At 45.5% G+C, this 25,263-nt stretch carries 22 protein-coding genes and 1 tRNA gene; 16 read left to right on the plus strand and 7 right to left on the minus strand.

The window, feature by feature from the left end; genetic code table 11:
- Window positions 1-51 precede the first annotated feature (51 nt).
- The gene (aroE, locus tag L6E24_RS08135; RefSeq protein ID WP_257744004.1) at window positions 52-1,368 is read left to right on the plus strand and encodes a shikimate dehydrogenase; all 1,317 of its coding nucleotides are present in this window, start codon (window positions 52-54) and stop codon (window positions 1,366-1,368) included.
- On the plus strand, window positions 1,365-2,387 hold the full coding sequence (locus L6E24_RS08140) for a chorismate synthase (RefSeq protein ID WP_257741493.1): 1,023 nt from the start codon (window positions 1,365-1,367) through the stop codon (window positions 2,385-2,387). The genes aroE and L6E24_RS08140 overlap by 4 nt, the downstream gene beginning before the upstream one ends.
- A 51-nt stretch (window positions 2,388-2,438) precedes the next feature.
- On the opposite strand, the gene L6E24_RS08145 is transcribed toward L6E24_RS08140, so the two are convergent.
- From L6E24_RS08145 to L6E24_RS08155, 3 genes are all read right to left on the minus strand, one after another.
- Window positions 2,439-2,927 carry a type IV pilin N-terminal domain-containing protein gene (locus L6E24_RS08145; RefSeq protein WP_257741494.1) on the minus strand — a complete coding sequence of 163 codons (489 nt, stop codon included), beginning with the start codon at window positions 2,925-2,927 and terminating at the stop codon, window positions 2,439-2,441.
- Window positions 2,928-3,132: 205 nt separating this feature from the next.
- Window positions 3,133-4,428 (minus strand): uracil-xanthine permease family protein, encoded by a 1,296-nt coding sequence (locus L6E24_RS08150; protein ID WP_257741495.1) that lies wholly within the window; start codon window positions 4,426-4,428, stop codon window positions 3,133-3,135.
- 139 nt (window positions 4,429-4,567) lie between these two features.
- Complete coding sequence (locus L6E24_RS08155) at window positions 4,568-5,164, minus strand: HdeD family acid-resistance protein (RefSeq protein ID WP_257741496.1); 597 nt, start codon at window positions 5,162-5,164, stop codon at window positions 4,568-4,570.
- A 157-nt stretch (window positions 5,165-5,321) separates the two neighbouring features.
- On the opposite strand from L6E24_RS08155, the gene L6E24_RS08160 reads away from it, so the two are divergent.
- Both L6E24_RS08160 and L6E24_RS08165 read left to right on the plus strand, forming a co-directional pair.
- On the plus strand, window positions 5,322-5,675 hold the full coding sequence (locus tag L6E24_RS08160) for a DUF5518 domain-containing protein (RefSeq protein WP_257741497.1): 354 nt from the start codon (window positions 5,322-5,324) through the stop codon (window positions 5,673-5,675).
- 153 nt (window positions 5,676-5,828) lie between these two features.
- A complete protein-coding gene (locus L6E24_RS08165; protein WP_257741498.1) occupies window positions 5,829-6,290 on the plus strand; it encodes a GNAT family N-acetyltransferase in 462 nt (153 codons plus the stop codon).
- Between the two features lie 53 nt (window positions 6,291-6,343).
- On the opposite strand, the gene L6E24_RS08170 is transcribed toward L6E24_RS08165, so the two are convergent.
- The gene (locus L6E24_RS08170; protein ID WP_257741499.1) at window positions 6,344-7,996 is read right to left on the minus strand and encodes a hypothetical protein; all 1,653 of its coding nucleotides are present in this window, start codon (window positions 7,994-7,996) and stop codon (window positions 6,344-6,346) included.
- A gap of 346 nt (window positions 7,997-8,342) precedes the next feature.
- On the opposite strand from L6E24_RS08170, the gene L6E24_RS08175 reads away from it, so the two are divergent.
- Window positions 8,343-9,554: a tRNA (N(6)-L-threonylcarbamoyladenosine(37)-C(2))-methylthiotransferase gene (locus tag L6E24_RS08175; RefSeq protein ID WP_257741500.1), complete on the plus strand. Its 1,212-nt coding sequence runs from the start codon at window positions 8,343-8,345 to the stop codon at window positions 9,552-9,554.
- Window positions 9,555-9,614: 60 nt separating this feature from the next.
- On the opposite strand, the gene L6E24_RS08180 is transcribed toward L6E24_RS08175, so the two are convergent.
- Window positions 9,615-10,115, minus strand: a complete 501-nt coding sequence (locus tag L6E24_RS08180) for a hypothetical protein (protein WP_257741501.1) — start codon at window positions 10,113-10,115, stop codon at window positions 9,615-9,617.
- Window positions 10,116-10,232: 117 nt separating this feature from the next.
- Here L6E24_RS08180 and L6E24_RS08185 point away from each other — a divergent pair, with 117 nt between their 5' ends.
- The gene (locus L6E24_RS08185) at window positions 10,233-10,778 is read left to right on the plus strand and encodes a hypothetical protein (RefSeq protein WP_257741502.1); all 546 of its coding nucleotides are present in this window, start codon (window positions 10,233-10,235) and stop codon (window positions 10,776-10,778) included.
- Between the two features lie 264 nt (window positions 10,779-11,042).
- Here the strand turns inward: L6E24_RS08185 and L6E24_RS08190 are convergent.
- Window positions 11,043-11,115 (minus strand) — tRNA-Ile (locus L6E24_RS08190).
- A gap of 384 nt (window positions 11,116-11,499) precedes the next feature.
- Here L6E24_RS08190 and L6E24_RS08195 point away from each other — a divergent pair.
- Both L6E24_RS08195 and L6E24_RS08200 read left to right on the plus strand, forming a co-directional pair.
- Window positions 11,500-12,729, plus strand: a complete 1,230-nt coding sequence (locus L6E24_RS08195) for an exonuclease SbcCD subunit D C-terminal domain-containing protein (RefSeq protein WP_257741503.1) — start codon at window positions 11,500-11,502, stop codon at window positions 12,727-12,729.
- A gap of 9 nt (window positions 12,730-12,738) precedes the next feature.
- Window positions 12,739-16,407, plus strand: a complete 3,669-nt coding sequence (locus L6E24_RS08200; protein WP_257741504.1) for an AAA family ATPase — start codon at window positions 12,739-12,741, stop codon at window positions 16,405-16,407.
- Window positions 16,408-16,515: 108 nt separating this feature from the next.
- Here L6E24_RS08200 and L6E24_RS08205 read toward each other — a convergent pair whose 3' ends face one another.
- The gene (locus L6E24_RS08205) at window positions 16,516-16,710 is read right to left on the minus strand and encodes a DUF504 domain-containing protein (protein WP_257741505.1); all 195 of its coding nucleotides are present in this window, start codon (window positions 16,708-16,710) and stop codon (window positions 16,516-16,518) included.
- 144 nt (window positions 16,711-16,854) lie between these two features.
- Here L6E24_RS08205 and L6E24_RS08210 point away from each other — a divergent pair, with 144 nt between their 5' ends.
- From L6E24_RS08210 to L6E24_RS08245, 8 genes are all read left to right on the plus strand, one after another.
- On the plus strand, window positions 16,855-18,924 hold the full coding sequence (locus L6E24_RS08210; protein ID WP_257741506.1) for an acetate--CoA ligase family protein: 2,070 nt from the start codon (window positions 16,855-16,857) through the stop codon (window positions 18,922-18,924).
- Window positions 18,925-19,060: 136 nt separating this feature from the next.
- Window positions 19,061-20,833, plus strand: a complete 1,773-nt coding sequence (gene iorA / locus L6E24_RS08215) for an indolepyruvate ferredoxin oxidoreductase subunit alpha (protein ID WP_257741507.1) — start codon at window positions 19,061-19,063, stop codon at window positions 20,831-20,833.
- Window positions 20,830-21,420, plus strand: a complete 591-nt coding sequence (locus L6E24_RS08220; protein ID WP_257741508.1) for an indolepyruvate oxidoreductase subunit beta — start codon at window positions 20,830-20,832, stop codon at window positions 21,418-21,420. Before iorA ends, L6E24_RS08220 begins: the two co-directional genes overlap by 4 nt.
- A 171-nt stretch (window positions 21,421-21,591) precedes the next feature.
- Window positions 21,592-21,738 (plus strand): hypothetical protein, encoded by a 147-nt coding sequence (locus tag L6E24_RS08225; protein WP_257741509.1) that lies wholly within the window; start codon window positions 21,592-21,594, stop codon window positions 21,736-21,738.
- Between the two features lie 3 nt (window positions 21,739-21,741).
- Complete coding sequence (locus L6E24_RS08230) at window positions 21,742-22,533, plus strand: nitrilase-related carbon-nitrogen hydrolase (RefSeq protein WP_257741510.1); 792 nt, start codon at window positions 21,742-21,744, stop codon at window positions 22,531-22,533.
- A gap of 15 nt (window positions 22,534-22,548) precedes the next feature.
- Window positions 22,549-23,280: a metal-dependent hydrolase gene (locus L6E24_RS08235; RefSeq protein WP_257741511.1), complete on the plus strand. Its 732-nt coding sequence runs from the start codon at window positions 22,549-22,551 to the stop codon at window positions 23,278-23,280.
- 57 nt (window positions 23,281-23,337) lie between these two features.
- Complete coding sequence (thrC, locus tag L6E24_RS08240) at window positions 23,338-24,540, plus strand: threonine synthase (RefSeq protein ID WP_257741512.1); 1,203 nt, start codon at window positions 23,338-23,340, stop codon at window positions 24,538-24,540.
- Window positions 24,480-25,166, plus strand: coding sequence for a hypothetical protein (locus L6E24_RS08245; protein ID WP_257741513.1), 687 nt, complete (start codon window positions 24,480-24,482; stop codon window positions 25,164-25,166). The genes thrC and L6E24_RS08245 overlap by 61 nt, the downstream gene beginning before the upstream one ends.
- Window positions 25,167-25,263: the final 97 nt, after the last annotated feature.

The following is a 25,263-nucleotide window of genomic DNA, read 5'->3' on the forward strand; positions in this document are numbered from 1 at the left end:
GGAAAGACAACTGTCGGCGGACTGCTCTCACTGAAGCTGAATCTCCCCTTCATTGATACTGACAATCTCATTGAGGAAGAGCGGGGCATGTCAGTATCAGATATATTCGAGGAGTTTGGTGAGGAGGATTTCCGGCTTACAGAATCTTCTGTGATCTCAGAACTTCCACCTGGTGACTGTGTTGTCTCAACAGGCGGTGGCGTTGTCCTTGACCACGATAATGTCAGGCATCTCAGGAAGAACTCCCTTGTATTTTTCCTCAATATTACCCCTGAAGAGTCTGTACAGAGAATTACCGGGAGTGAAAGACCGCCGCTGACCTCCCTTCCGCTTGACCATGAGGTTGCTGTGATTATGAAGGATCGGATGCCGGCGTACCTCAGATCTTCGGATTTCTGCATTGACGGAGAACAGAGTCCTGAGAAGATCTCTGATGAGATAGCCGGGATTGTGGAGTCCGGAGATCTGACTATTCCGGGGAGGGAATTACTGCAGAAATTCTTCAGAAATTCCATAATGCCTTCGGAGGATGAGAGGGGACTTGCCCTTGATGTTGTCGGTGAGAAGAGTCCTGTCAGTCTCTGTGCAATCTCCGGCAATCCCTGCATGCACTCTAAAAGTCCGGCAATATACAGGAAGATCTTTGAAAATTATGGAATTTCCGGATTTTATACATATATGGAGGCCGGGGATTTTAGTGAGATTATCAGAACTGCCGAAATTTCAGGGGTGAGAGGGCTTAGCATCACTATTCCTTTCAAGGAGGATGCTGTGGATTTCATGACCGAAATATCACCTGATGCTGCGGCAATAGGTGCTGTAAATACTGCTGTTAATTTCTGCGGTAAATTTTATGGCTTTAATACCGACTGGATTGGAATTGCAGAACCTTTAAAGAGGTCGTTTAAGGATGCCGGCGGGAGCATAGAAGGAAAGAGTGCGGTGGTTATTGGTGCAGGCGGCGCTGCCCGTGCGGCGGTCTATGCCCTTATTGTACTTGGTTTTGATGTGACTGTCCTGAACCGCAATGAGAAGAAAGCAGCTTTACTTGCGGAGTCTTTTGAATGCCGGTCAGGCGGGTTAAATGAGATACATAACTGTGTCTTTGATGTCATCATCAATGCAACTCCTGTCGGGATGAACAGGGCCGGAGGTCTTATTGTACCTGAATCTACCTTCAGAGAGGGCATGAGGGTCTTTGATCTCGTGTACACTCCGCCTGATACGGAACTTCTGAAGATGGCTGAGAAGAAGGGTTGTATCTGTATCTCCGGCGCGGAAATGTTTGTGTATCAGGCAGTTGAGCAGTTTTTCCTCATGTTTGGTTTCAGACCGGAAGAAGAGGTTATCCGTGAGGCTATGCAATGAATACCTTTGGCAGATTTTTCAGGTTTACAACATTTGGTGAGAGCCACGGTAAGGCGCTTGGTGTTGTTGTTGACGGCTGTCCTGCCGGTATTGAATTTTCAGAGAAGGATATGATGCCGCTCCTTGAGAGAAGAAGGCCTGGCCTCTCGCCGCTGTCAACTCCGAGGTCTGAATCCGATACCCCTGAAATACTCTCAGGTGTTTTTGAAGGTGTGACAACCGGAATGCCGGTTGCCATGATTGTCAGGAACAGAGATGCGAGAAGCGGAGACTATGAATCTGCAAAAGAGCTGTTCAGGCCCGGACATGCGGATTACACCTATCATGCCAAATACGGAATCCGGGACTACCGCGGCGGCGGGCGCAGTTCGGGCAGGGAGACGGTTTCAAGGGTTATGGCAGGTGCCCTCGCGATGAAGATGCTTTCCGGAAGAGGGATGTCGTTTGAAAGCCGGATTGTATCAGTTCATGGCATATCTGATCCTGAACTCTTTGAGGAGGAGATTCTCTCTGCAAAATCGGCGGGAAATTCAGTCGGTGGCGTTGTTGAGGTTACTGTAAAGGGATGTCCTGCCGGAGTTGGCGATCCGGTATTTGGAAGGCTTGATGCCGCTCTTTCGGGTGCGATGATCTCGATTGGTGCTGTGAAGGGTGTTGAGATTGGGGACGGTTTCTCTTCAGCAGACGTGTACGGGACTGAGAATAATGATCTTATGGCTGCTGATGGTGCCGGAAATCCGGTATTTCTCTCTAATCATGCCGGAGGAATTCTCGGTGGCATCTCAACCGGAGAGGATATTGTCATCAGAATTGCTGTAAAGCCCACACCCTCTGTATCGTCTGAGCAGAGGACTGTTGATATTTACGGGAGTAACAGGTTAATCTCAACCGGAGGAAGGCATGACCCCTGCATAGTGCCGAGGATTACTGTTGTTGCGGAAGCAATGGCGGCGGTTGTAATTGCCGATTCGTATCTGTCAATGAGGGCATATGGCTCATTTGAAGGATCGGAAAAATAACCGTAAAATAACCCTTTTTTTGAAATATTACTCTGAATAAAGATTTTGTTTTCAAATCTCAACAGAGTTTCTGCATATTGTAATATCCTTTTCAGTGTCAATCAGAATAAATATCCACTTTCCCTGTGCGAGACCTGAAACATTGCCGGATTCAGGGTTTTTTGCAGAGAGTGTAAAATTTTCTTTGATTTTATGATAGAAGAGATAGGCGGTATCTCCGGTTCTGAAGTCTGTAAGGCAGTTTCCTTTTGCTACTGTATGCATCTGGCCGTTGGGGTCAGTAACTTTAATCTCAGCCTCATCACCTGTGCGGACAAGAATATCATCACCTGCAACATTGAATACCTTAAAGTAATACTGAGAATCCTCGGTTTTAACCGGTTCAATCTTAAAGTAAGCCTGTTTAGGGCTTTCTTCCCAGACCGGAATACTGAATACATATATCCCTGCAACTGCTATGAAGGCAACTGCAAGCCCCACCATCAGAAGCGTGCCTAATACTGGTGCTTCCGCCCTTTCATGATCAAATTTTTTCATCATCTCTCCCTCCCATTTTCCATTTTTATTCTGAAATTATTTAAATTTAAAATATTATTCTGGCCTGAAATTTTTATCCGGGTATATAATTATACAGGACGATGCTAAGATTTATAATTTTGGCGCATTTTTTGGAGATCCGCAGTTGTGCTGTTCACTATCTGAGATGTAATTCATGATGCCGTGAACATTAATGGAGGATATTTACTCATATCTTCCTGAAGATGATATGCTCAAGTATCAGAACACTCACAACTCCGGCAACAAATCCGTTGGCGACAACCGGGCGTATAAGTAAAGGCAGTGCATCTGCGGCATCGGGCGGCAGGAATGATATCAGGTTTCCTAAAATGATCGGAAAACCTATGATAATTCCGTTATCAAAGTCAAACGGCTTACCTCTCAGGTCCCTGAAGAATACATACAGGGCGGCAGAAAACTGCGATGACATGACAAAGAGAAGCAGGCACCCTATGATTAGTGTTGGAATGGCGGCCATCAGGGGCACTGCTCCGGGAATAACTGCAAGTAATACCAGAATTGCACCTGCCGGAATCAGGGTATACCGTGACGCATTCTTAGTATCAAGTATCATGCCGGCGCTTGTGGAGTAATTGACACCGCCGACAGCACCGAAAAATCCGGAGACTGCGTTAATAATTCCGGTAAAGAACACCCCCCGTCTGTACCTCTCTCTCATACCTTCGGCTTCTGTTATATCACCTATTCCCTGAATAGAACCAATATCATTCACAATAAGAGCAAGATAGCAGATTAAAAATGAGATTATCACTCCAGGCTCAAAATCCGGATGAATCATTAACGAGTTTATTTCAGGTGTATAGGCTGTGGCAGAAAGTCCGGATTCCAGAAATGATGTGAATTCCAGAGGAAATATGATGAAATATACCGCCGTTCCGATGATTATAATCCAGAGCAGAATTGTTGCCTTCCATACTCCCTTAAGAATCCGGTTGGCATAGATTATCAGCATCATTGCAAAAAAAGCAAAAATCAGTTTTAAAAAGACTGTCCCGTCGCTGCAGTTTCCGATAATCAGATCAAGTATTGTTGGTATGAGTGTGAAGGCTATCAGCATAAGAACAACTGTAATCACCCGTGTGGTAAACATCCGCCCGATATACTGCAAAAGCCCTGCGGCAGCAATAAGGGAGCCGATAACCGCACTAATTACAATGGCAGTATAAACTGAATCCGGAGAATAACCGGCAGATGAAATAGTCCCTACAAGAAGCACTGCTGCCGGACCAAACACCACTGGTAGTCTGTGTCCTGCGATAACCTGTATGACAAGAGCGATCCCGGTTATGAACATAAGCTTTTGCAGGTAAAAAATCGCTTCACCCGGATTATCAGTGTGCATCCCGGAGATTATCATTCCTATAATCAGCACAAATGATAGCGAAATAGCCGCCCACATAATCCCGGTGGCGACATTCTCCCCAAAGGGTGGCTTTTCATCTACATCATATCTGAATTTCATCTGCAAATTCAGTTTATACCCCTAAATTAATACCTCTTGTCATAATCCTGCGGTCAGTAGACCGGACGCTGCTGAAACTGCCTGAAATGTCTGTGTTAAAAAAAGAAATATTCTGGGATAAAATCCCTTTCTGGTAATATTACTGCTGTTCCTCACTCATTGAGGATGAGATCTCCTCTGGTGTCTTTCCCCTGAACATAAGGCCGGTAATTATCATTACAATTCCCCATGCAACAGCAAAGACCCCAAGAATCCAGACCATTGTTTCAGTGCCGATTCCGGGGAACATCATTATGTAAAATCCTACAAAGAGTGACAGTAATCCCGCAATGACAAGAAGAATCTTATAGCCGACTCCTCCGTTTCCGGTAAAGGCCATCCAGAAATCTGTAAATCCGGTCATAAGTGCCCAGAATGCTATCAGATATGTTACCAGAAGCCATGCGGAAAGAATATTTGATATTGCGAAAAATCCGAGGATTATTGCAAGAATTCCGAGAATGATTAGAGCCGCGGATGCACCTGCACCTTCATGTGACTGTGCCCCCTGAATAATCGTAATAATTCCATAGACTATTACAAGTGCCCCGATGAAGTACCCAAAGAAGAGAATTACAAACGGGGTCCATATCAGCGCTGCTGTGCCCATTATAAGTGCAAAGAGACCCATCAGGACAAAAGTCCACCAACCGGGTGTGAAATTCATTGCACCGGCAAAAGTTTTAATTTCAGTCATTTTAATCAACCTTATGCTCTATTCTAAAGCATTAAGTAATATAATTGTTCGCATCCGGAAATTTATTCCGGATTAAACAGACAATATCGGGGTGATTTTTCCTTTAAACAGACAAATCAGAGATAATTATTATAATGGTGAGGAATAATGAGATAATATGGCGTTCTGGATTCCGGCATTTGCCGGGTTTCTCGTTATGATACTGCTTTCACTGCTCTTTGGGCATGCACATCCTATGGCATCATTTGCCGCACCTGTAATAGGCGGCTTCATAGCCGGAATACTGGTCGGTGAGGGGACGATGGAGGGAGCTAAGGCAGGATTCACCTCCGGAATATTTGGTGCAATTATCGCGTCCATTCTGATTCTTGTCGGAGGGTTTGCATTTTTCGGCATAGGCGGACTTGCGGTTGGCATTATTGTTGACATAATTATTATTCTGGTGTTTTCGCTTTCATTAGGTATTCTGGGGATTATTGGCGGTGCTATTGGCGGGCTTTTTTCCCGTTGATCTGATTGTGTAAATGAGGTGTACAGATACTTCAAATCTGATTTTTTTGCCTGAATCAGAGTATTCTGTAATTATTCATATTGTATTCATTCTCCGTTTATTTGTGGCATATACGCAGAGATATATCTCTTTTCAGGTGTAACATAATATTTAATGGAGATCGGAATTTACAGGGATTCTGATTTTTCAGGCATTATTAATCTTGACAGCCAGACAAATGATGAAAAATATACACCTCAGGTATATTTCCGCCATGCAGCGTCAATACATGCAGACACTTATCTTGTTGCACGGGATAAAGACGGAACTGTTGCCGGATACTGTATCGGGGGCATTATACCTAAAAAACCGGATGAGGGCTGGATTTTGAGGATTTATGTCGACTGCCAAAGGAGGCACGGCGGAATAGGAAGGAAACTTCTTGAAGAGACCATCGGGGTGCTTGAAAAGTCAGGAGTTAATAAGATCTATCTTACAGTGTCTCCGGTTAACGGGCCGGCTCTGTCATTATACCGGAAATACGGTTTTTCTCCCGAAGAGAGAATTAAGGATTATTTCGGAGAAGGTGAGGATCGGTTTTTAATGGTCAGGAATAAAAGTCCTGCTGAGGTTTAGCGGATAATGTCCTGATGTCCGTGGCAGAGATCCGGTCTGAACCTCCGGTAATCTCACATGGCCTCAATTTTTCTGAATCTGAATATTATTCTCCAGTCCTGCTGTTCACGGAGTGTTATCTCGTTAATCTCCTGCAACAGATCACATAATTCTGACATTGTATCGGCGTGTTGGATCTCGTTTTTAACTGAGGAGAGGTGCCTTACAGTATGTGAATACCTCTCTGAATTTCTGAGATATTCTCTCTGCATTCTTATTGCACCTATTGCAGAACCTACGGCCGGCAGGGAGATCGTCAGAAATGCAAGTGCCATAGGGATTCTGGCATCGTAATATGACTCCCAGTGTCCGATTCCCGTAGCGTGCATTACCGCGAGAATCAGGGTCAGGATAAAGAGAATTTCCCCTGTTTTTGCGAGCAGTCTGTATTTTTTTGCTGAATCCAATCCGAATTTTTCGTAATAGCCAAGTCTGTTATTCACCCAGGCTGAGAGGAAGAACTTTCGGAGCGGTTCAAAAGGGACATCTATTCTGCAATATTTCAGTGGTACAGTCTCAATAATCTCCTCAAATGCCATAACCATCCAGTCATTCGGCCGGTGGGCAAGGCTCATATGTGGTGGTGTATCCGGTTTTTCACATGTTGTACAGATTACGCAGAGGAAGAATGCCGCACGTATTCTCTCTGCAAGGAAGTTGTAGTCTATCCACTTCCTGTGGTAGTCACCATATCTTGATCCCATCATCAGGGTAATAATCAGTGCGATCTCTGCGACTTCAATCCATACAAGATATGGCTTATCGGGGAAAAAAACAGTCTGCATGGCGATTGTCGCAACTGCAAGAGCAGCAAGGATGGATACTAAAATCCCTGTGATTCTGTAATACCTCTTGTACATTTTCATAAGAACCTTAGTTCTGGTAAAATGGGGCAGAAGGGTCATATACAAAGGTTCAAGGTTCTTCTCATGAAGTCCTGCTTTTTCAGCCTCTTTCATTAAGGCTTCCCTGTACCTGTTCTGGTTTTTCATAAAAGTGCGGGCACTGAACTTCTCAGTATTGAAGGTATTGAGATCACGGTAAGACTCAAAGATCCGGTCATCATGTGGCAGGTCATAAGTATGGCCGTTTTGTGGGTCTATTGAGACGATTGTTCTTCCATACCTCCTTGCAAGTGAGAACATGCTGCCCTTTCTGTATTCCTCTGAATCAGGTTCATACTCACCTACCACAATAACAAGATTTGAGTCATTTATGAGGGCATCATATACGGGATCAAATCCGGGTCTGGAATCTTCAAGTTCAAATGAAACCGTTTTGCAGGAGGGGCTTCTTTCAAAATGAGACTTTCCCTCTCCCTTTACTTTGGGATGTCTTACAAGTACGATCTCCGGTTCGGAGCACCTGTTCCAGACGGCATCTGCAAGTACCATCTGAAGTATTTTATGTTCTTCCCCCGGACAGAACGGTATTAAAAAGCGGTACCTGTGTGGTGTATTGGAGAGTAGTTTCTCAGTTTTGGTAAGGACCCTTTTAAATCCCTCAACTACAAGTGCCAGGTCATAGTCCTTCCTGCTTGCAATCAGGCCTATTCCTACTGTTGTTCTTAGAGGTCCGGGAGTGACAAGCGGAGTGTCATTGTCCTGTTCCTGCATATGCATAGCCTTTGCATCTTCGAGAGGGTGTTTTTCTTTACGGATTTTCATAAGAACGTAGCAGGAAACCCCTGTGTCTTTAGCTCAGGGGTAGTTGACCTCTTGATGTGTACTTCAGTTTTAAGCAGGTCTCCGTTCATAAGAACGTAGCAGGAAACCCCTGAGTCTTTAGCTCAGGGGTAGTTGACTTCCTGCTTTATTCCGAATTTCTTTATGTGTCCCGTATTTTCCTGATATTCTGTAGATATGTTTCAGCTTTAATTAAACGTATCTTCCTTTTAGTTTCAGGATAGATCAGTTCACAGTGCAGAATCCGATATTGCATAATAACCGGTATATCTTATCTGTCCTGATGATCACTCTTTTTTCCCGCCGGATATAATAATTAACTGACTATATGGAATTTTTAAGAGAGAGAAAGGTTCATTTTGAGACCTATGGCTGCACCTTCAATTATGCTGATACAGGAAAACTAATGGATATAGCCCTTTCCCAGGGTTGTACAGTTGTCCCTGCAGATGAGGCTGAGACTGTTGTTATCAACACCTGTACGGTCGTCGCCCAGACCGAGAGGGCAATGATTAGAGCAATTCAGGACTACAGCGATCGTGAAGTTATTGTAACGGGGTGTATGCCGGTTGTTCAGTCAGAACTGCTGAGAAGTGTCAGGCCTGACCTCAGGATCATTCTTCCGGAGGAGATTTACAGGCATTCTGACAGGATAGGTCATTCTGTTGACGGTGGTGTCGGTATTGTACAGATGGGGACGGGCTGCCTTGGCTGCTGTACGTACTGTATTACCAGGTCTGCCCGTGGAGAACTTAACAGCAATTCAGTTGCTGATATTGTCTCTGAAACTGAGAAGCTGGTATCTGAGGGTGTTCATGAAATTCAGCTTACCGGTCAGGATGTAAGTGCCTATGGTTATGACTGTGGTGTAAATCTCGGCATTCTCTTAAAAGCCATGGCAGAAGTAGAGGGTGATTTTGAGATCCGGGTTGGGATGATGAATCCTAAGACTATTCTGCCATATCTGGATGAGATAACTGACGGGTTTCTCTCTCCCAAAGTGTTTAAATTTGTTCATATACCTGTCCAGTCAGGTTCTGATAAAGTCCTCTATGATATGAAGAGGGGTTATACTTCAGCAGATTTTGAGAGGATTGTGGCAGAGTTCCGGAAGAAAATTCCGGATATCCGGGTTTCAACCGATCTGATAGTCGGATTCCCGGGTGAAACCGATGAGGACTTTAAAGAGACCCTTGAGATGGTTAAGAGGGTCTGCCCGACCAAGGTCAATATCACAAGATTTTCAGTGCGTGAAAATACTCCGGCAGCAGAATATAAGGATATGCCGGACTGGATGAAAAAGGAGAGATCAAGGGCGCTTACTGTTGCAGTGCATGAGATTTACAACCGGAATAATGAGTCTTTGATCGGAAAGGTAATTCCTGTATCTGTTACTGAGAAGAAGAAGGCCGGTACGGTCATCGCCCGTGACAGATCATACAATAATATTGTTGTTATGGGAGACCATAACATCGGTGAGTCCTTTGATGCAGAGATCACCGGGCACAGAACCCATTATCTGATCGGTGAGAAGATCTGATCTGCGGGTTACTGCCGGTTTATATATTCTTTTTTTTATGAGTCTTTTATTCTTTTTCTGTCAGTCTCCAAACATATTGAACATCGGTTTTGTAGGGTCATACTCCTCATCCATCCCGAATATGAGCTTATGGGTCCCTGTAAATTCCTTCCCATCCTCACTTTTGTAGCTGAGGTATATATTTGCGCTTCTTTCGAGATTTTCTGCGCTGTAATCAAAGATCCCGTCAGGTTCGATATTTCCGGCTGAGAAACTTATGTTTTTCTTCTTTATCTCCCCTTTTACATCAAATGCAGGTTTGTTTCCGATATTTGTAAGGACAATCTTTCTTTTGTCGTCTGATACATAAGGGATTATAATTGGCCTTTCTCCTACTTTTTTTCCGGAGTCACTGATTACAAAGGCCATTATTATTGTTCCGGTAATTATGACCCCAAAACCTATGAAGAGCGGGTTTATTATACCAAGGAATGCTGTTGCCGCAATACATATTCCTGTAACGGCAATCCTGAACATATTCATTAAAAGGTAATTGGACGGAAGATATATTTCAGTTTCCATGTGTTTGCAGCATGGGGCTGCTCAATATGATACATAGATCTGATTTTTTATGCCACATACAGATTATACACATCAAAGAAAGAGTGTTTTTTACTATTCCGGTCAATTCTTTGATCAATGGATATAATTGAGGAAGGTTTTGACTGCATTGTCAGTAAATTAAAGGAAGCAAAGAAGGATGAGAGTGAACTGGCCGGGAAAATAAAGGATAATGAGGTTCTTCTTCTTGCGCGTATGGGTGAGAAGGCAGCGCAGCTTGTGGAAAGTTACGGGCTTAATATGCTTCTTCGTGCAAAAAACGATGGCAAGGGAGAACTTTATGACACCATCTATTACGACAATAAGATGTTCATCCTTGCAAAGAGCGATCCCCTGCCTTTCAGGCCGGACAATTCTTCTATGCCTGTCTCAGATCAGTTCTGCGTCCTTGATTCGGAGGGGAAGTTCTTTGAGATCTATTATTCTACCCATGAATACATGACCGATTCATACGCTGAAGAGATGACTCCTGAAAAAGCTGTTGATATTTACGGATATGAGATCACTTTTATGCTCTATAAGGCATTTCAGCAGTACCTCAAAGAAGAGCAGGATCTTGTGCATTCACTTGAGAAGACGATTGCATTTGTCTTTAAGGAAGATTCAGTAGAGAATCCAGCCTGAAAATCCCTTTTTTTACTAACACAGGCTGTACTGTCCTGCTACAGTGAGGAAATATTTACTGATCCTGAACTGAGAAGGGATGATTAAGAAATGTGCGCCGATGGTGGCAGATCGTTTCTCCGTGCCGGAAGATTGGGCAGGCATTCACGGCTGAGATTTTTATCCGGACTTAAACGCCGGACTGACCGAAAATATCAGATTATCATTTTTCAGGTGACTTTACAGTTTAAACTGATGAATAAGTAAAAATCACAAAAAGTGTAGTGGGCCCGGTGCGACTCGAACGCACGACCTCCCGGTTATCAGCCGGGTGCACCACCGACTATGCTACGGGCCCTGATTGCTGTTGCCTAGATACATTGGATCGGGTTGTTGTTATATCTTTTGATTTTGATCTGACATCTCCGGGTGTCATCAGGAGATTATATTCCCCCTGTTTCCTTTAGGAAATTCTGATGAATTTCAGACCGGAATTACAGTATTTATCTGTTAATAATTCCTCATTTTGGCCTGTATTATTGTCTGTAATCTTAAATGGGCGGATAATCTGGCGTATATACTCTGTCATCGGCCGGGTAATTCCTCCCGGGTTTTTGGTATATTCTGCTGCCTTTAATATATAATTCCATCAAACAGTTCTGGAGAATATTCCTGAAAATAATCCGGCGGGGATGCAGGAGCGCCATAATTTTTCCGGAAAGTAAACAGGGATCTGATTAATATGAGAATACTTCACACATCCGACTGGCATATTGGCCATAATCTCTATGGCAAAAGCAGATATGAGGAATTTGAAGCCTTTTTTGACTGGCTTATCGACTGTATAGATAGGGAGCGCATTGAAGCCCTCATAGTTTCGGGGGATATATTTGATACCACAAATCCATCCAACCGCTCACTTGAGATATATTACAGATTTTTATGGAGATTGTCTGAGACAGACTGCCGGTATGCAATAATTACCGGGGGCAATCATGACTCCCCCTCTCTTCTGAACGCGCCAAAGGAGATACTCAGATGTATGGATCTGCATATCTTCGGGGCAGTGACAGATGAAATTTCTGATCATATAGTTGTCCTGAACAACGCAGAGGGTAATCCCGGTGCAGTTGTCTGTGCAGTGCCATATCTCAGGGACAGGGATATAAGACGGTATAAACCCGGACAGGATGCCGAAGAGAAGGGCCTTGAACTGATAGCTGCAATTGGTGAATTTTACAGAAGGATAGCAGATGAGGCAGAAAAAACCGTTGAAAAATCCGGTTATGACCTGCCGGTGATCGCAACCGGACATCTCTTCGCTGCCGGAGGAATGACCACTGAGGGGGATGGCGTGCGGGACATCTATGTGGGAAAGCTGTCAGCCTTCAGCCCGTCAGGTTTTCCGGATACCTTTGATTATGTGGCGCTTGGCCATCTGCATATGCCGCAGAAGTCAGGAAAAGAGCATATCAGGTACAGCGGCGCTCCTCTGCCGATTGGATTCTGTGAGGCAAAGAGAAGGAAGTCTGTAGTGGTTGCTGATTTTTCATCCGGAAAAACACCAGTTATTGAGGAGATAACCGTGCCCTGCTTTATGCCGCTGTATTCCCTTCAGGGTGACAGTGCTGAGATTACTGATAAGCTCAGAGATCTCATATTTGCTGCTGAAAAATGCTGTGTTGAGATAATTTATGTGGGCAGGGCATCAGCAGTTGAGGTGAACAGGCGCTTTACTGATATGGTGAAGGATACGCCTGTAGATATACTCCGGATTAAGAATCTGCAGATTGCAAGGGACTCTGAGGCCTCATGTGATTCCTGCATAACTCTTGAGGATCTCGATGAAAATGAGGTCTTCAGGCGCTGTCTTGCAGTAAATGACGTTTCTGAGGAGGATTATGGAGAACTTCTCAGTGCATATGGTGAAATTCTTGCCGAGATTCATGAAGGGGACCATAATGCAGAGTAGGTGGCTGATATGAAAATTCTGAAGTTACGTTTTAAAAACCTCAATTCTCTCTACGGAAAGTGGGAGATCGACTTTACAGTGCCTGAATATGAGTCAGGCGGAATATTTGCAATAACCGGCCCGACAGGTTCGGGCAAGACAACCATACTCGATGCCCTCTCCCTTGCCCTCTATGGTGAGACTCCCCGGCTTGGAAAGATCTCACAGTCCACAAATGAGGTGATGTCGAGGCTCTCATCCGACTGCTTTGCCGAGGTGGAATTTGAATCTGCCAAAGGGTGCTTCTGCTGTAATTTTTCCCAGAGAAAATCCGGCAATAATCCCGGTGGAAAACTCCAGGGGCCTAAGCATGAGATATCTGATCTGAAATCCGGAAAGATAATCGAGGATAAAAAATCGAAGGTGCCTGGTGTTGTCGAAGAGATGACCGGCATGGATTATGACCGCTTCAAGCGCTCAATTATGCTTGCACAGGGTGACTTTGCGGTCTTTTTAAATTCACGTCCGGCAGATCGTGCACCCGTTCTTGAGCAGATCACCGGGACTGAGATCTACACCGAAATTTCGGTAAAGGTGCATGAGAGAAAGAAATATGAGCAGAATATCCTTGACGGTATGCAGGAGTCACTCAGGGCCATAAACATCATCTCTGATGAGGAGGAGTCGGACCTGAAGGAGAGGTTTAATTCACTGAATCAGGAAGGTTCACTTGTCAAAGCGAAGCTTGATGAGACTGACAGGTTTATCCGGTGGGTTGAGGATATCTCAAATATTGAGGCTGAGATCTGCCGCCTGAATGAGGAGCAGGAGGAGGTAGCAGTTCTGAGGGATAATTCAGCAGATGATCTTGAAAGGCTTACACTCTTTAAAAAAGCCTCGGAATTTAAAAATATATATGAAAATCTCCGGCAGAAGAGGGCAAAACAGTCTGAGGAGAGTGTGACCTTTGATGATTTAAATGCTGTATTTCCGGAGCTGAAGGATAAATATGATCTCTCTCTCTCTGAGTATGAGACAGCACTTACAGAGAGGTATTCTGCTTCAAAAAATCTTGATGACAGCCTTGAAGTCATCAAAAAAGCCAGAAAATCTGATATAATTATTGATGGCTGCCTGAAGAATATATCCTCTGCCATAAAGAGCCTTGAGGAGCTGAAGGTGAAAGAGGAGGTATATAAAGCAAAGATCTCACGAATATCAGAGAATATCTCATTTCTGGAGTCTGAAGCGGAGAGACTGTCACAATACCTCTCTGAAAATGAGGGGCTTAAAACCCTCAGGGGAAATATGGCTCTCACAGAGGAGAAGGCAAAGAAGTACACTGCATGCCTCAGGGAGGAGTCCGGACTGGCTCTTAAGCTTAAAAAATCCCAGAAAGATATTGCTGAAAAGAAGAAGCAGATCTCCGGCAGGCAAAAAGAGCTTTCAGATATAAACGTCAGGCTTTCGGAATGCAGGGCTGAAAATGAGAAAATATCGGAAGAGATACAGAGTCTTCTTGCCGGCAGAAAGATCAGTGGTTTTTATGAGCTTGACAGGGAGTACTCCGGATTGTCATCACATCTTAAAGAAGCCCTCCGGTATGCTGACGAAGCAGAAAATGCTGCCAATAAGCTCTCTTCTATTGCAGAAGATAGTGAAAGGGACAGTGCAGAGCTGATAACACTCAAAGATAAGTATTCTCTTCTCTCAGGCAGGAAGAATGAAAAATCTGAATATATCAGGGTGCTGGAGGAGAATTATGCACTTGCATCAAAGATTAAAAGCCTTGATGATGAGAGAAAGAAGCTCGTTTCAGGAAGACCATGTCCGCTCTGCGGCTCTTCGAAACATCCGTATGCAGCAGAAATTCCTGAATCTGACGGGACGAAGTCTAAGATTGAGGCTGAAAAACTGCTTCTTGAGGAGATTTCCTCTCAGATTTCCGGAACTTTCTCTGATATAGCTGTTCTTGAATCTAAGATTAAAGGGGATAAGAAGAGATCTGAAGAGCTGTTATCCGGAATAACGGAGCTTAAAGAGGGCCTTGCAGAGTGTCTGCAAAATGCCGGCATGAACCCTGAAGAGACTGGCAGGGATGAGATCCGGAAGAAGGCCCTCTGCTGTGAAGATAAACTTGCAGAGATCCGGCTTGTTATCAGGGATTATGAACCTCTGCATAATAAACTCGGTGAGGCTGAAAAGATGCTCTCCGGACTTTTGGATAGGTCAGCGGCTGCTGAGGGTGAGATTAGGGAAGCAGAATATCTCCTTAAGGAGGGTGAATCTGCGGAAGAGAAGATCTCCGGAGATCTCATACAGATGAGGGGTGAGTCTGAGAGCCTTGCGGGTGTGCTTGAGAATGAATATCGTACATATGCTCCCGGAGAGAGTATGCCGGAGAAGAGAAGTGAAATCCCGGCTCTCTTAAAAGAGATTCTTCTGACATACAGTACAAAAGAGAAGGAGCATGAGGCTTCCGCGAAGAAGCTCTCCCACTGCCGTTCAGATCTCGATAAATTCTCGGCACTGCTCTCGGAGGCCGTAGGTAGGAGGCAGGAGAAGTCTGAAGAAGCCGGAAAGCTTGAATCGGAAGTGGAACTGCTGAAATCTGAGAGATTTGATCTTTTTGGGGATAAAAATCCCGATGAGGAGGAGATGAGGCTTAAATGTCTTGCAGAAGAGGCTGAAGCCCTCCTTATCAGGAAGCGTGAGGAGAAGGAGAATCTCTCTTCAGAAGTGATAAAGCTTGAGAGCAGAATTGAAGGCTTTGAGAAGACAATTTCCGTCCTGAACTCTGAAATTGCGGATTTAAACGAGACCTTCCTCTCAACAATCCACAGTGCCGGTTTTGAGTCTGAGACCGCTTTTGAAGAGGCAATCATTCCGGAATCCGAAGCTGAAAGAATCTCGGCAGTGGAAGAGGAGATCAAAACCGGAGAGATGAGGGTTGCACATCTTCTCTCTGAAAAGTCCGGCATTCTTGCTGCTGAAAGGGAGAAATGCCTGACAGAGATGGGGGCAGATGAACTCCGTGAGGTTCATACAGCGCTTACTGAGAGGCAGAGGGATATCGATCGCTCAACCGGAGAGGTATCAGTGAGGCTGAAGACGAATGATGAACAGAAAGGTTTCGCATCTGGAAAATTACAGGAGATTGAAGAGCATAAGAAGGTTCTTCTCCGGTGGGAGAAGCTCAATGAGCTTATCGGCTCACATAACGGGAGCAAATTCCAGAGGTTTGCGCAGGGGCTTACCTTTGAGATCCTCGTGGTTCATGCGAACAATCAGCTCAGGAAGATGAGTGACCGGTACATACTTGTCAGAAGTGACTCAGACCCGCTTGAGCTCGGCATAATTGACAACTATCAGGCAGGAGAAGTCAGATCTACCAAAAACCTCTCCGGAGGGGAGAGTTTTATTGTCAGCCTCGCCCTTGCACTTGGCCTCTCTGATATGTCAGGGAGCAGGGTCAGGGTGGATTCTCTCTTCCTTGATGAGGGATTTGGGACACTTGATGAAAATTCCCTTGATATAGCCCTTGACACACTCTCAGGCCTTCAGCATGAAGGTAAGACAATCGGTGTAATATCTCACGTTCCTGCTCTTAAGGAGAGAATTTCAACCAGAATCAGGGTGCAGAGAAAGAGCAGCGGGAGAAGTGTAATCAACGGGCCGGGATGCAGTGGGACGGCATAACCCTCAGATTATTTTTTTATATGCTGAGTCCTGAAAATCTTCAAATCCGAGTCTGATCTCTCCGAGTCTGATCCCTCCGGGCTCTGACTATCAGACTTAACAGGCAGTTCATCCGGCATGCTCCCACAGAGGTATTCCGGCATATGAGATTTTTATGATGCGGTGATATGGTATTATTTTAATCCCTTTTTCTGTCTCAACTTCAAACCAGTCCCTGTCAGGTTTTCTGATATATTCTCCCTCTGCGATCGAGAGATCTCCGGGTGCGCCACGATCTCTGTAATATATGGTTGCTTTTTTCATGTCAAACTCCGGATCATGCCAGATCCGGAGAAGAAGGCTGTGGCTTGTTCGCATAATGGTGATAGTGGCGCTGATTTTATTTCAGGTTTGCCGGGGTGAGGATCTGCCACAGTTAAAAATACCAGATGTGATCTAATCAATGATATGAATGGGCATCTGTTATCCGAACCGGAATGTTATGATCTCCTGAACCGTTATGATATCCGGGTTCCGGATTACTGTCTGTCAGAATCTGTTGGTGAGGCCCTCTCTTCTGCTGAAAAAATAGGCTATCCTGTCGTTTTAAAGATTGTATCGCCCGATATTTCACATAAGAGTGATGTCGGCGGGGTGGTTACCGGAATTTCCTCTCCGGAAGAACTTGAATCTGAATATGAGAGCCTCCTGATTCGTATAAATAAGAGGATTCCTGATGCTGAAATTTCAGGTGTGCTGGTATCTGAGCATGTGGAAGAAGGGCCTGAGGTTATCATCGGTGGTAAGCTGGACTCTGTATTTGGCAGGGTGATCACCTTCGGGACTGGCGGGACACTTGTTGAGCTTATAAAGGACATCTCAGTCCGTCTTCTTCCGGTTGACAGAACCGGGATATCTGAGATGATCGATAAGACTAAGATCTCTGCCATTATCGGGGGATACAGGGGCGGTGAGGAGTATGACCGCTCTGCACTTGAGGAGATAATTGCTGATGCCGCCCGCATGTTTCTTGAAAATGAGGATATTATCTCCTTTGACATAAACCCGCTTATTCTCCATTCCAACGGGGCTGTTGCTGTGGATGCAAGGATAATTATCAGTGATGAAAAGATTCCGGCTGACACTCCGGCTTCCACGCCACCCCTGTTGTCAGCTCCTGAAAAATTTACCTCACCACAGAGCATTGCTGTAATTGGAGCGTCCTCATCTCCGGGCAAGCTCGGATATTACCTCATGCACAATCTTCTCCCGTTCTCAGGTGATATTTACCCTGTAAACCCCAGAGGCGGCTCAATACTTGGCAAAGAGGTATTTAAAAACATCTCTGATATTCCCGTTATCCCTGACTGGGCAGTGATAGTGGTTCCTGCAAAGTCTGTCCCTCAGGTTATGAGGGATGCAGGGGAGAAGGGAATAAAATCAGCAGTGATAATCTCTGCCGGTTTTAAAGAGGCCGGATATGAGGGCGCAAAGCTTGAAGAGGAAGTTGTCAGTATTGCAAAAGAATATGGCATCAGGTTTGCCGGACCAAACTGCCTCGGCATAATGCTTCCGTATGAAGGAATAAATGCAACCTTTGGCCAGAAGATGCCAAAACCAGGGCCTGTTGCATTCATATCCCAGAGCGGCGCGATAATTACGGCGGCAGCAGACAGGGGAATTGTCGGTAATACGGGGCTTTCAACCGTAATTTCGGTTGGAAACCAGGCAGATCTTAATTTTTCCGATTATCTTGGGATGCTTCTTAAAGACTGCAGAACAAAGGCGGCCGTATTCTATATTGAAGGGCTTAAGCCGGGGCGTGAATTTACAGAGATGGCAGGGAAGCATGCAAAAGAGCTGCCTGTAATTGTACTTAAGGCCGGAAAGACAGAGATGGCAAAGAAGGCGGCAATGTCACATACCGGCTCGCTGGCAGGCAGTTATGAGATCTATAAGGAAGCGTTCAGGGAGGCCGGTATAATAAATGCCTTCTCACTCAGCAGCGCTTTCTCTGTGGCAGGACTTCTGGCATCTGAAGGATGGCCCAAAGGCAGGAGGGCGGTTGTTGTTACGAGCGGTGGCGGTTTTGCAGTACTCTCAGCCGATTTTGCGGGTGAAAACGGTATAACACTGATCCCCCTTCCGGAGAGGATGAAAGAAGAGCTTGACAAATTTATGCCTGAAGGCTGGAGCGGACAAAATCCGGTGGACATCATAGGGGATGCCGGAGCTGAGAGATATGCAAGGGCACTTGATATTCTCATCAGGTACCAGGACTTCTGGGACATAGCCTTTGTTGCTGCGTCTCCTGTAACCTCCATTGACCCTATAAAGCTTGCAAAGGAGATTGTCCGGTTCTCAAAACAGACCGGCAAGATGGTTGTCGGATGTATGATCAGCGGTGAGAGTATGCAGCCCGGAATCAGTATCCTGAATGAGAATCATATTCCAAACTTCGCTGAGCTGTATGATGCTTTTAAAGCGGTAGGGCTTGCACTTGAGGCAGGGGAAGGTGCGGGTATCTTTGATGAATAAATAATTCCGGGATTTTCTCTATTTCCTGGTCATGTTAACCAAAATTCCGGCCTGGATCTCCCTCTCTGAAATATCCGGATATTTTCCGTCATATTAAATGCCACCCGGATACAGACATTATCAACAGGTTTGAAATATGTCTGAAAGATATTTGCTTGGAAATGAGGCTATAGGTCGTGCATGCCTTGAGGCAAACCTCGATTTCGCAAGCGGTTATCCGGGAACCCCGTCTTCTGAGATAGTGGATTTTTTACGATACCAAAAGGAGAGGGAATTTTACGTGGAATGGTCGGTCAACGAGAAGGTTGCGTTTGAAAACGCCCTTGGTGCAGCATGGACTGGTGTCAGATCACTTGTCACAATGAAGCATGTCGGCCTCAATGTCGCTGCTGATCCTCTCATGACGAGTGGATATACGGGGATTAAGGGTGGTATGGTCATAGTATCCTCAGATGATCCATATGCACACAGTTCTCAGAACGAGCAGGATTCAAGGAATTATGCAGCGTTTGCAAAAGTTCCATGTCTTGATCCGGGAGATATTCAGGAGGCATACTCAATGATGGTCTCAGCTTATGACCTCTCAGAGGAGTCCGGTCTGCCTGTAATCTTCAGGCCGACAACACGCATCTGCCATTCCAAGAGCAATGTTTCTGTGGGTGAGTCAGGGCAGGAGCACAGAACTGCTGCCTTTGAGAAAGATCCAAAGCAGTTTGTTGTAATTCCGGTGCACACCAGGGTTCTTCATAAAAAACTGAATGAGAAGCAGAAAGGTCTTGCAGAGAGACTCGTTGAGATGGGCTTTAACAGGGCAGAGGTGAGGGGAAAGACTGCCGTTGTCGCAGCCGGAATTTCGGCATCATATGTTGAGGAGATTATTCCTGATGATGTATCGTTTGCAAAGATCGGTGCATATCCGATAGATGAGGAATGGCTTGGAGAGTTTGCCGGGAAGCATGAGAAGATCCTTGTTGTTGAGGAGTTATCGCCTGTTGTGGAAAATGTCCTGCGGCAGGTATCCTGCGGCGCTGAAGTCTTTGGCAAAAAGAACGGTTGTGTCCCGTATGAGGGCGAACTTGATCCTGCATCGGTTGCGCTCGCCTTTGAGAAGGCAGGGTTTGAGCATAAATATGAATATACAGTTCCTGAGCCTGTAAGAGATCTGCCGCCAAGGCCGCCTATTCTCTGCGCCGGATGTGGACATCGGGCAGCATTTTATGCAATGAAGAAGGTATTTGGCAGCAAAGCCATCTACCCCAGTGACATCGGCTGTTATACACTTGGCATTCAGCTTGGAACGGTTGATACAACGATCTGTATGGGTGCATCCATAACAGTCGGAAGCGGTATTGCATCAGCAGGTGAGGAGAATGATGTCGTCTGCTCAATTGGTGATTCAACCTTTCTTCATACCGGAATTAACGGCCTGATAAATGCTGCATACAACGGTGCCAATATTACGGTTGTGATCCTTGACAACAGGATTACTGCGATGACAGGTCATCAGCCCAATCCGAATACCGGAATGACTGCAAAAGGTGTTTTAAGCCCTTCTATCTCCCTTGAGACCCTCTGCCGGTCATGTGGTGTATCCTTTGTGGAGACGATTGATCCATATGACCTCACAGGTACTCTGAAGATGTTTGAGAAGGCAAAAGCGAAGAAGGGTGTAAAGGTCATCATAGCAAGGCAGCCATGCGTCATTGATGCAAAGAGGTCAGGTATTAAGAGAAAGCCTGTCACTGTTGATGCGGAGATCTGCACCGGATGCGGACTTTGTGTTAAATTCGGCTGTCCGGCAATTGAATTTACGGATAAGAAGGCATCAGTCAATTCACTCTGTATGGGGTGCGGTGTCTGTGCTGATATCTGTCCTGCCGGGGCAATAAGACCGGAGGGTAAGAGATGAGCGAAAGTTTTGATCTGTTGATTGTCGGAGTCGGAGGTCAGGGTACTGTTCTGGCCTCAAATATAATCGGTGAGTCGTGCCTTATTGAAAAGCGATCTGTCAGGTCTGCCGAGACTCACGGAATGGCACAGAGGGGCGGTTCGGTTGAGACCCATATACGAATTGACGGGAAATACGGTTCGCTTATCTCTCCCGGCACTGCTGACCTGATAATCTCATTTGATCTCCTTGAGGCACTCAGGTACAGTCATTTCCTAAAGAAAGGCGGAAAGATAATCTCATCTTCCGGAATAATAGTTCCTGTATCTGCCTTCCAGCAGAATCTTGAGATTCCGACACCTGAAGAGTTAATTGAGAGAATGTCCGGATTTGACCTCACTGTCATTGACGCGGAGAAGATTGCAGGGGAGGCCGGAAGCCTGCTCTCTCAGAATGTGGTGATGCTTGGTGCCTCTGCATCTGCGCTTCCGCTAAAGGTTGAGTCTATGACTGAAGCTGTACAAAGCCTCGTTCCTCCAAAAACAGTGGAGATCAACACCAGGGCCTTTGAGTATGGCTTTAAAGCAGCCCAAAATAATATTTCATAAAATCTCATTTTTAGAAATATTTTTTTTAAATCTGATGGATTTACAGGAAAATTCTTGTTTCTCTTTTCTATCCGAATAATATAAGGTAATCAATGTCCAAATTTTAAAAGTTATATGAGTGAAATTCAGGTTTATGCTGGGGGAATACTTGCGTCCACGGGAATAATCCTTTTGGGAATAATCCTTATTATGGAGATAATCGGCTACGAAACAGGAATGTTATATGCTTCAATGCCGGTTTTTGCTCTTCTTGTTGTCCTGGGTGTTTTGCTGATGATTCTTGGTTCAAAAGAGTCTGAATGTTCCAGTGAAAACTGATATATGAAACTGAATCTCTGCTTTTCTCAGTTTAGATCTGTAATGGAAGAGCCGGAGAAGAATCTTCTCCGCGCTGAGGGAATGATTGAAGAGGCCTCATGCCGGAATTCTGATATCATTATCTTCCCTGAGCAGGCTTTTACCGGGTGGGACCCCCTGTCCCGCAGAAATGTGGAAGATGAAGACGGCCTTACCGTATCATCACTCCGGGAATATGCGGAGGAGTATTCTGTCGGAATATTGGGATCATACAGAAGAAAAACGGATACAATTCCGGAGAACACCGCTCTTCTGATTGGGGATGACGGGGATATTGTAGCTTCCTATTCAAAGATTCATCTCTTCACTCCCGGAAGAGAGGGTGAGGCGTTCAGGGCTGGCAGCAATCCTGCTGTTGCTGATTATAAGGGTGTTAAGACAGGCATTGCAATATGTTATGATCTCAGGTTTCCGGAATTATTTGCATATTACAGAAAATGTGGTGCTGAGATTGTTTTCGTTCCTGCTGCATGGCCATGCAGGAGAATGAATTACTGGAGGTTATTTTTACATGCCCGTGCGGCAGATAACCGGTTTTTTGTTGCCGGAATTAACACAACCGGAGAAAATCATGTTGACACCTACTGTGGGGGTTCTGTGCTGATTGATCCCTGTGGAGAAACAGTTGCCAATGCGGGCGGGGGAGAGGGTCTCACATTTACATCGGCAGATACTTCTGCTGTTAGTGGAGCAGAAAATATTTTGCCGGTATTTCCTGATCGCAAAGAAGAGTTATACATAAAATGGCTCAGATAGTATTCTGCTGATCTTATGAACGGAGAAGAGCATGTAATTTTAAGCCTGTTGTCGGCAGGTGTTATCCTCACACCGCTGCTTGGCAGTATAGGGCCGATAATCCCGCTGGTCTGTCTGATCGGGGTATTTATAGGTTCACTTGCCCCTGATGCAGATACTCCTGCTTCTTCGATTATGCACGGGTTTTCGGGCAGACAGGGCCGTTTAAGGTCTGTGAAGCGGCATACTATTATATTTCTTCCGTTATTTGGCTATATTCTGAGGTATCTTGTATTTTATCCGGCCTCGGCAGTTGTCTGGCTTTTCACTCTTGGCAGGGAAAAACCGCGCCACCGTGGTGTTATGCATTCACTGCTGGGTGCTGTTATTGCTGCACTGGTTATAGGGCTGATACTCTATGGTACAGTTGTTATTCTTGCAGGGTTTGATGCTAAGATCTGGATCTATGCCTTCCTCTCCGGATTTTTATTCGGATACCTGATGCATCTCATTGAGGACTCATGTACCAGGCACGGGGTCCGCTGGCTTTATCCGCTCAGTAAGGCAAAGCTCTCCGGAAATCTGGCTGCTGAAAGTTCCGGAATCAGGCTGTCGTTTGTGGTTGTTGCAGGGGCATTTCTCTTTGTGCTCATCTCATCCCCTGTACTGCATATCCCTGTTCCTGAGGGCGGCGGGCTGGCATATGGATTCATAATCTTATCCATTGCATGGGTGGCTGTAATGGCAGTTGCAGGTGTGCATTCCTGAAACTGAGATGGTGCATATCCATCACCTATAATTCCGGCAAGAGCAAAAAGATAAGGTATGTTTCGTCTCGTCTGTATTAACTGCGGAGCTGAATATGATCAGAGTGAGATAATCTACCGCTGTTCAAAATGCAACCATCTTCTTACGGTTAAATATGATCTTGAGTCCCCCGGTTTTACAAGGGCAGACTGGAATTCACGCCCGTTAAGCCTGTGGAGATACAAAGAGATCCTTCCTGTAACAGGAGAACCTGTAACCCTTCAGGAGGGTGGCACACCTCTTTACCATATGAAGAGGATTGGTGAGGAACTCGGCCTTAAAAACCTATATGCAAAGCATGAGGGCCTGAACCCGTCAGGATCCTTTAAGGACAGGGGTATGACTGTCGGAGTTTCGATGGCCCTTCAGCTTGGAATGAAGACGGTTGCCTGTGCGAGCACCGGAAATACGTCTGCAAGCCTTGCCCAGTACGCGGCAAAGGCAGGCATACCTGCGGTGGTTCTGCTTCCGGCAGGAAAGGTTGCTCTTGGGAAGGTTGCCCAGGCTCTTATGCATGGAGCAAAGGTCATTGCAGTCAGGGGCAATTTTGACCGTGCCCTTGAGATGGTACAGGAACTCTGCCTGACCGAAGGGCTGTATCTTCTCAATTCGGTAAATCCGTACAGGCTTGAGGGCCAGAAGACAATTGGTCTTGAGACTGTCGATCAGCTTGGTGAAGTGCCTGACAGAATGGTTCTTCCGGTTGGAAACGCAGGCAATATATCTGCGGTTTACAAGGGAATGCTTGAACTTGAGGAGCTTGGTTTTACTGATAAGATCCCGGTTATGACCGGAGTTCAGGCAGCAGGCTCAATGCCGGTTGTGAAAGCCATCGCAGAAGGTCTTGAGGTGCTTGAGCCTCAGAAAGATCCTGAGACGATCGCAACTGCCATAAGGATTGGTGCGCCGGTCAATGCTGAAAAGGCGCTTCTGGCTATACGTCAGACCGGCGGAACCGCTCTCTCGGTTACTGATGATGAGATTCTTGAGATGCAGCGTGACCTTGCCAGAAAGGAAGGTATCGGTGTTGAACCTGCATCTGCGGCATCTGTTGCAGGTATTAAGAAGATGGCAGAGGCAGGACTGCTTGATAAGGATGAAAAGATTGTATGTGTTGTAACAGGACATCTCTTAAAGGACCCGGAGACGGTGATAAGACAATGCGATCCACCTGTGGAGATAGACGCGGACCTAAAGTCGCTGCGTGCTGTTCTGCGCTGATTCTGCTGCTTGTTTTTGTGGTGTTTCCGGCATCTGCCCTTGATGCCACTTTTTTTGTGGCTGAGAACGGTTCTTCATATCATGTGGATATGGAGATTAATGATGTCTCTGAGTTCAGTTTTGAAAAACCCGGTGTGCTTGGCGAGAAGGTTCCGGCAGAAGCGGGCAATATTTCACTGATTTATCAGAACGGAAGTGCGGCACCTTTTGAGGATAAAGGCAGAAGTATTGAATTTGAGAAGGGCAATTATACCGTAGGTTATGACTCCGGGATTGACAATCATGATTTTCAGGCTCTCTTTGACAACCGGTATAATATTTCGGTATATCTGCCCTCTGTCTTTGATGTCAGAAACCCGCTTTTGGGGATGGTCTCAACAGGCGGTGAGGTTATTGCCGGGGATGAGGTTTCAGAAGATGAGAGTTTATCAGGCAATAATACAGTTAATGATACAGATTCCGGTTACGAAGGACTCCGGATTGACTGGGTGAAGAGAAATTATGCAGAAATAAGGTTTTATGACTCTTTCCAGGAGAAGATGCTGATGATATTCGGATCACTGTGGCTTGTTGTTGCTGTGGTCTTTTTAGTGCCCTATCTGATGACGAGGAGAAGAAAGGAGTAGGATAATCCCGGACAGTTCTTCATAGTTCTCTTTTGTATTTTTGATGATCTGCTCTTTTTTGTCCGATTCAGTGTTTTCCAGAGCGGATGTGCGATAT

Source organism: Methanoplanus endosymbiosus, from assembly GCF_024662215.1.
Classification (GTDB): domain Archaea; phylum Halobacteriota; class Methanomicrobia; order Methanomicrobiales; family Methanomicrobiaceae; genus Methanoplanus; species Methanoplanus endosymbiosus.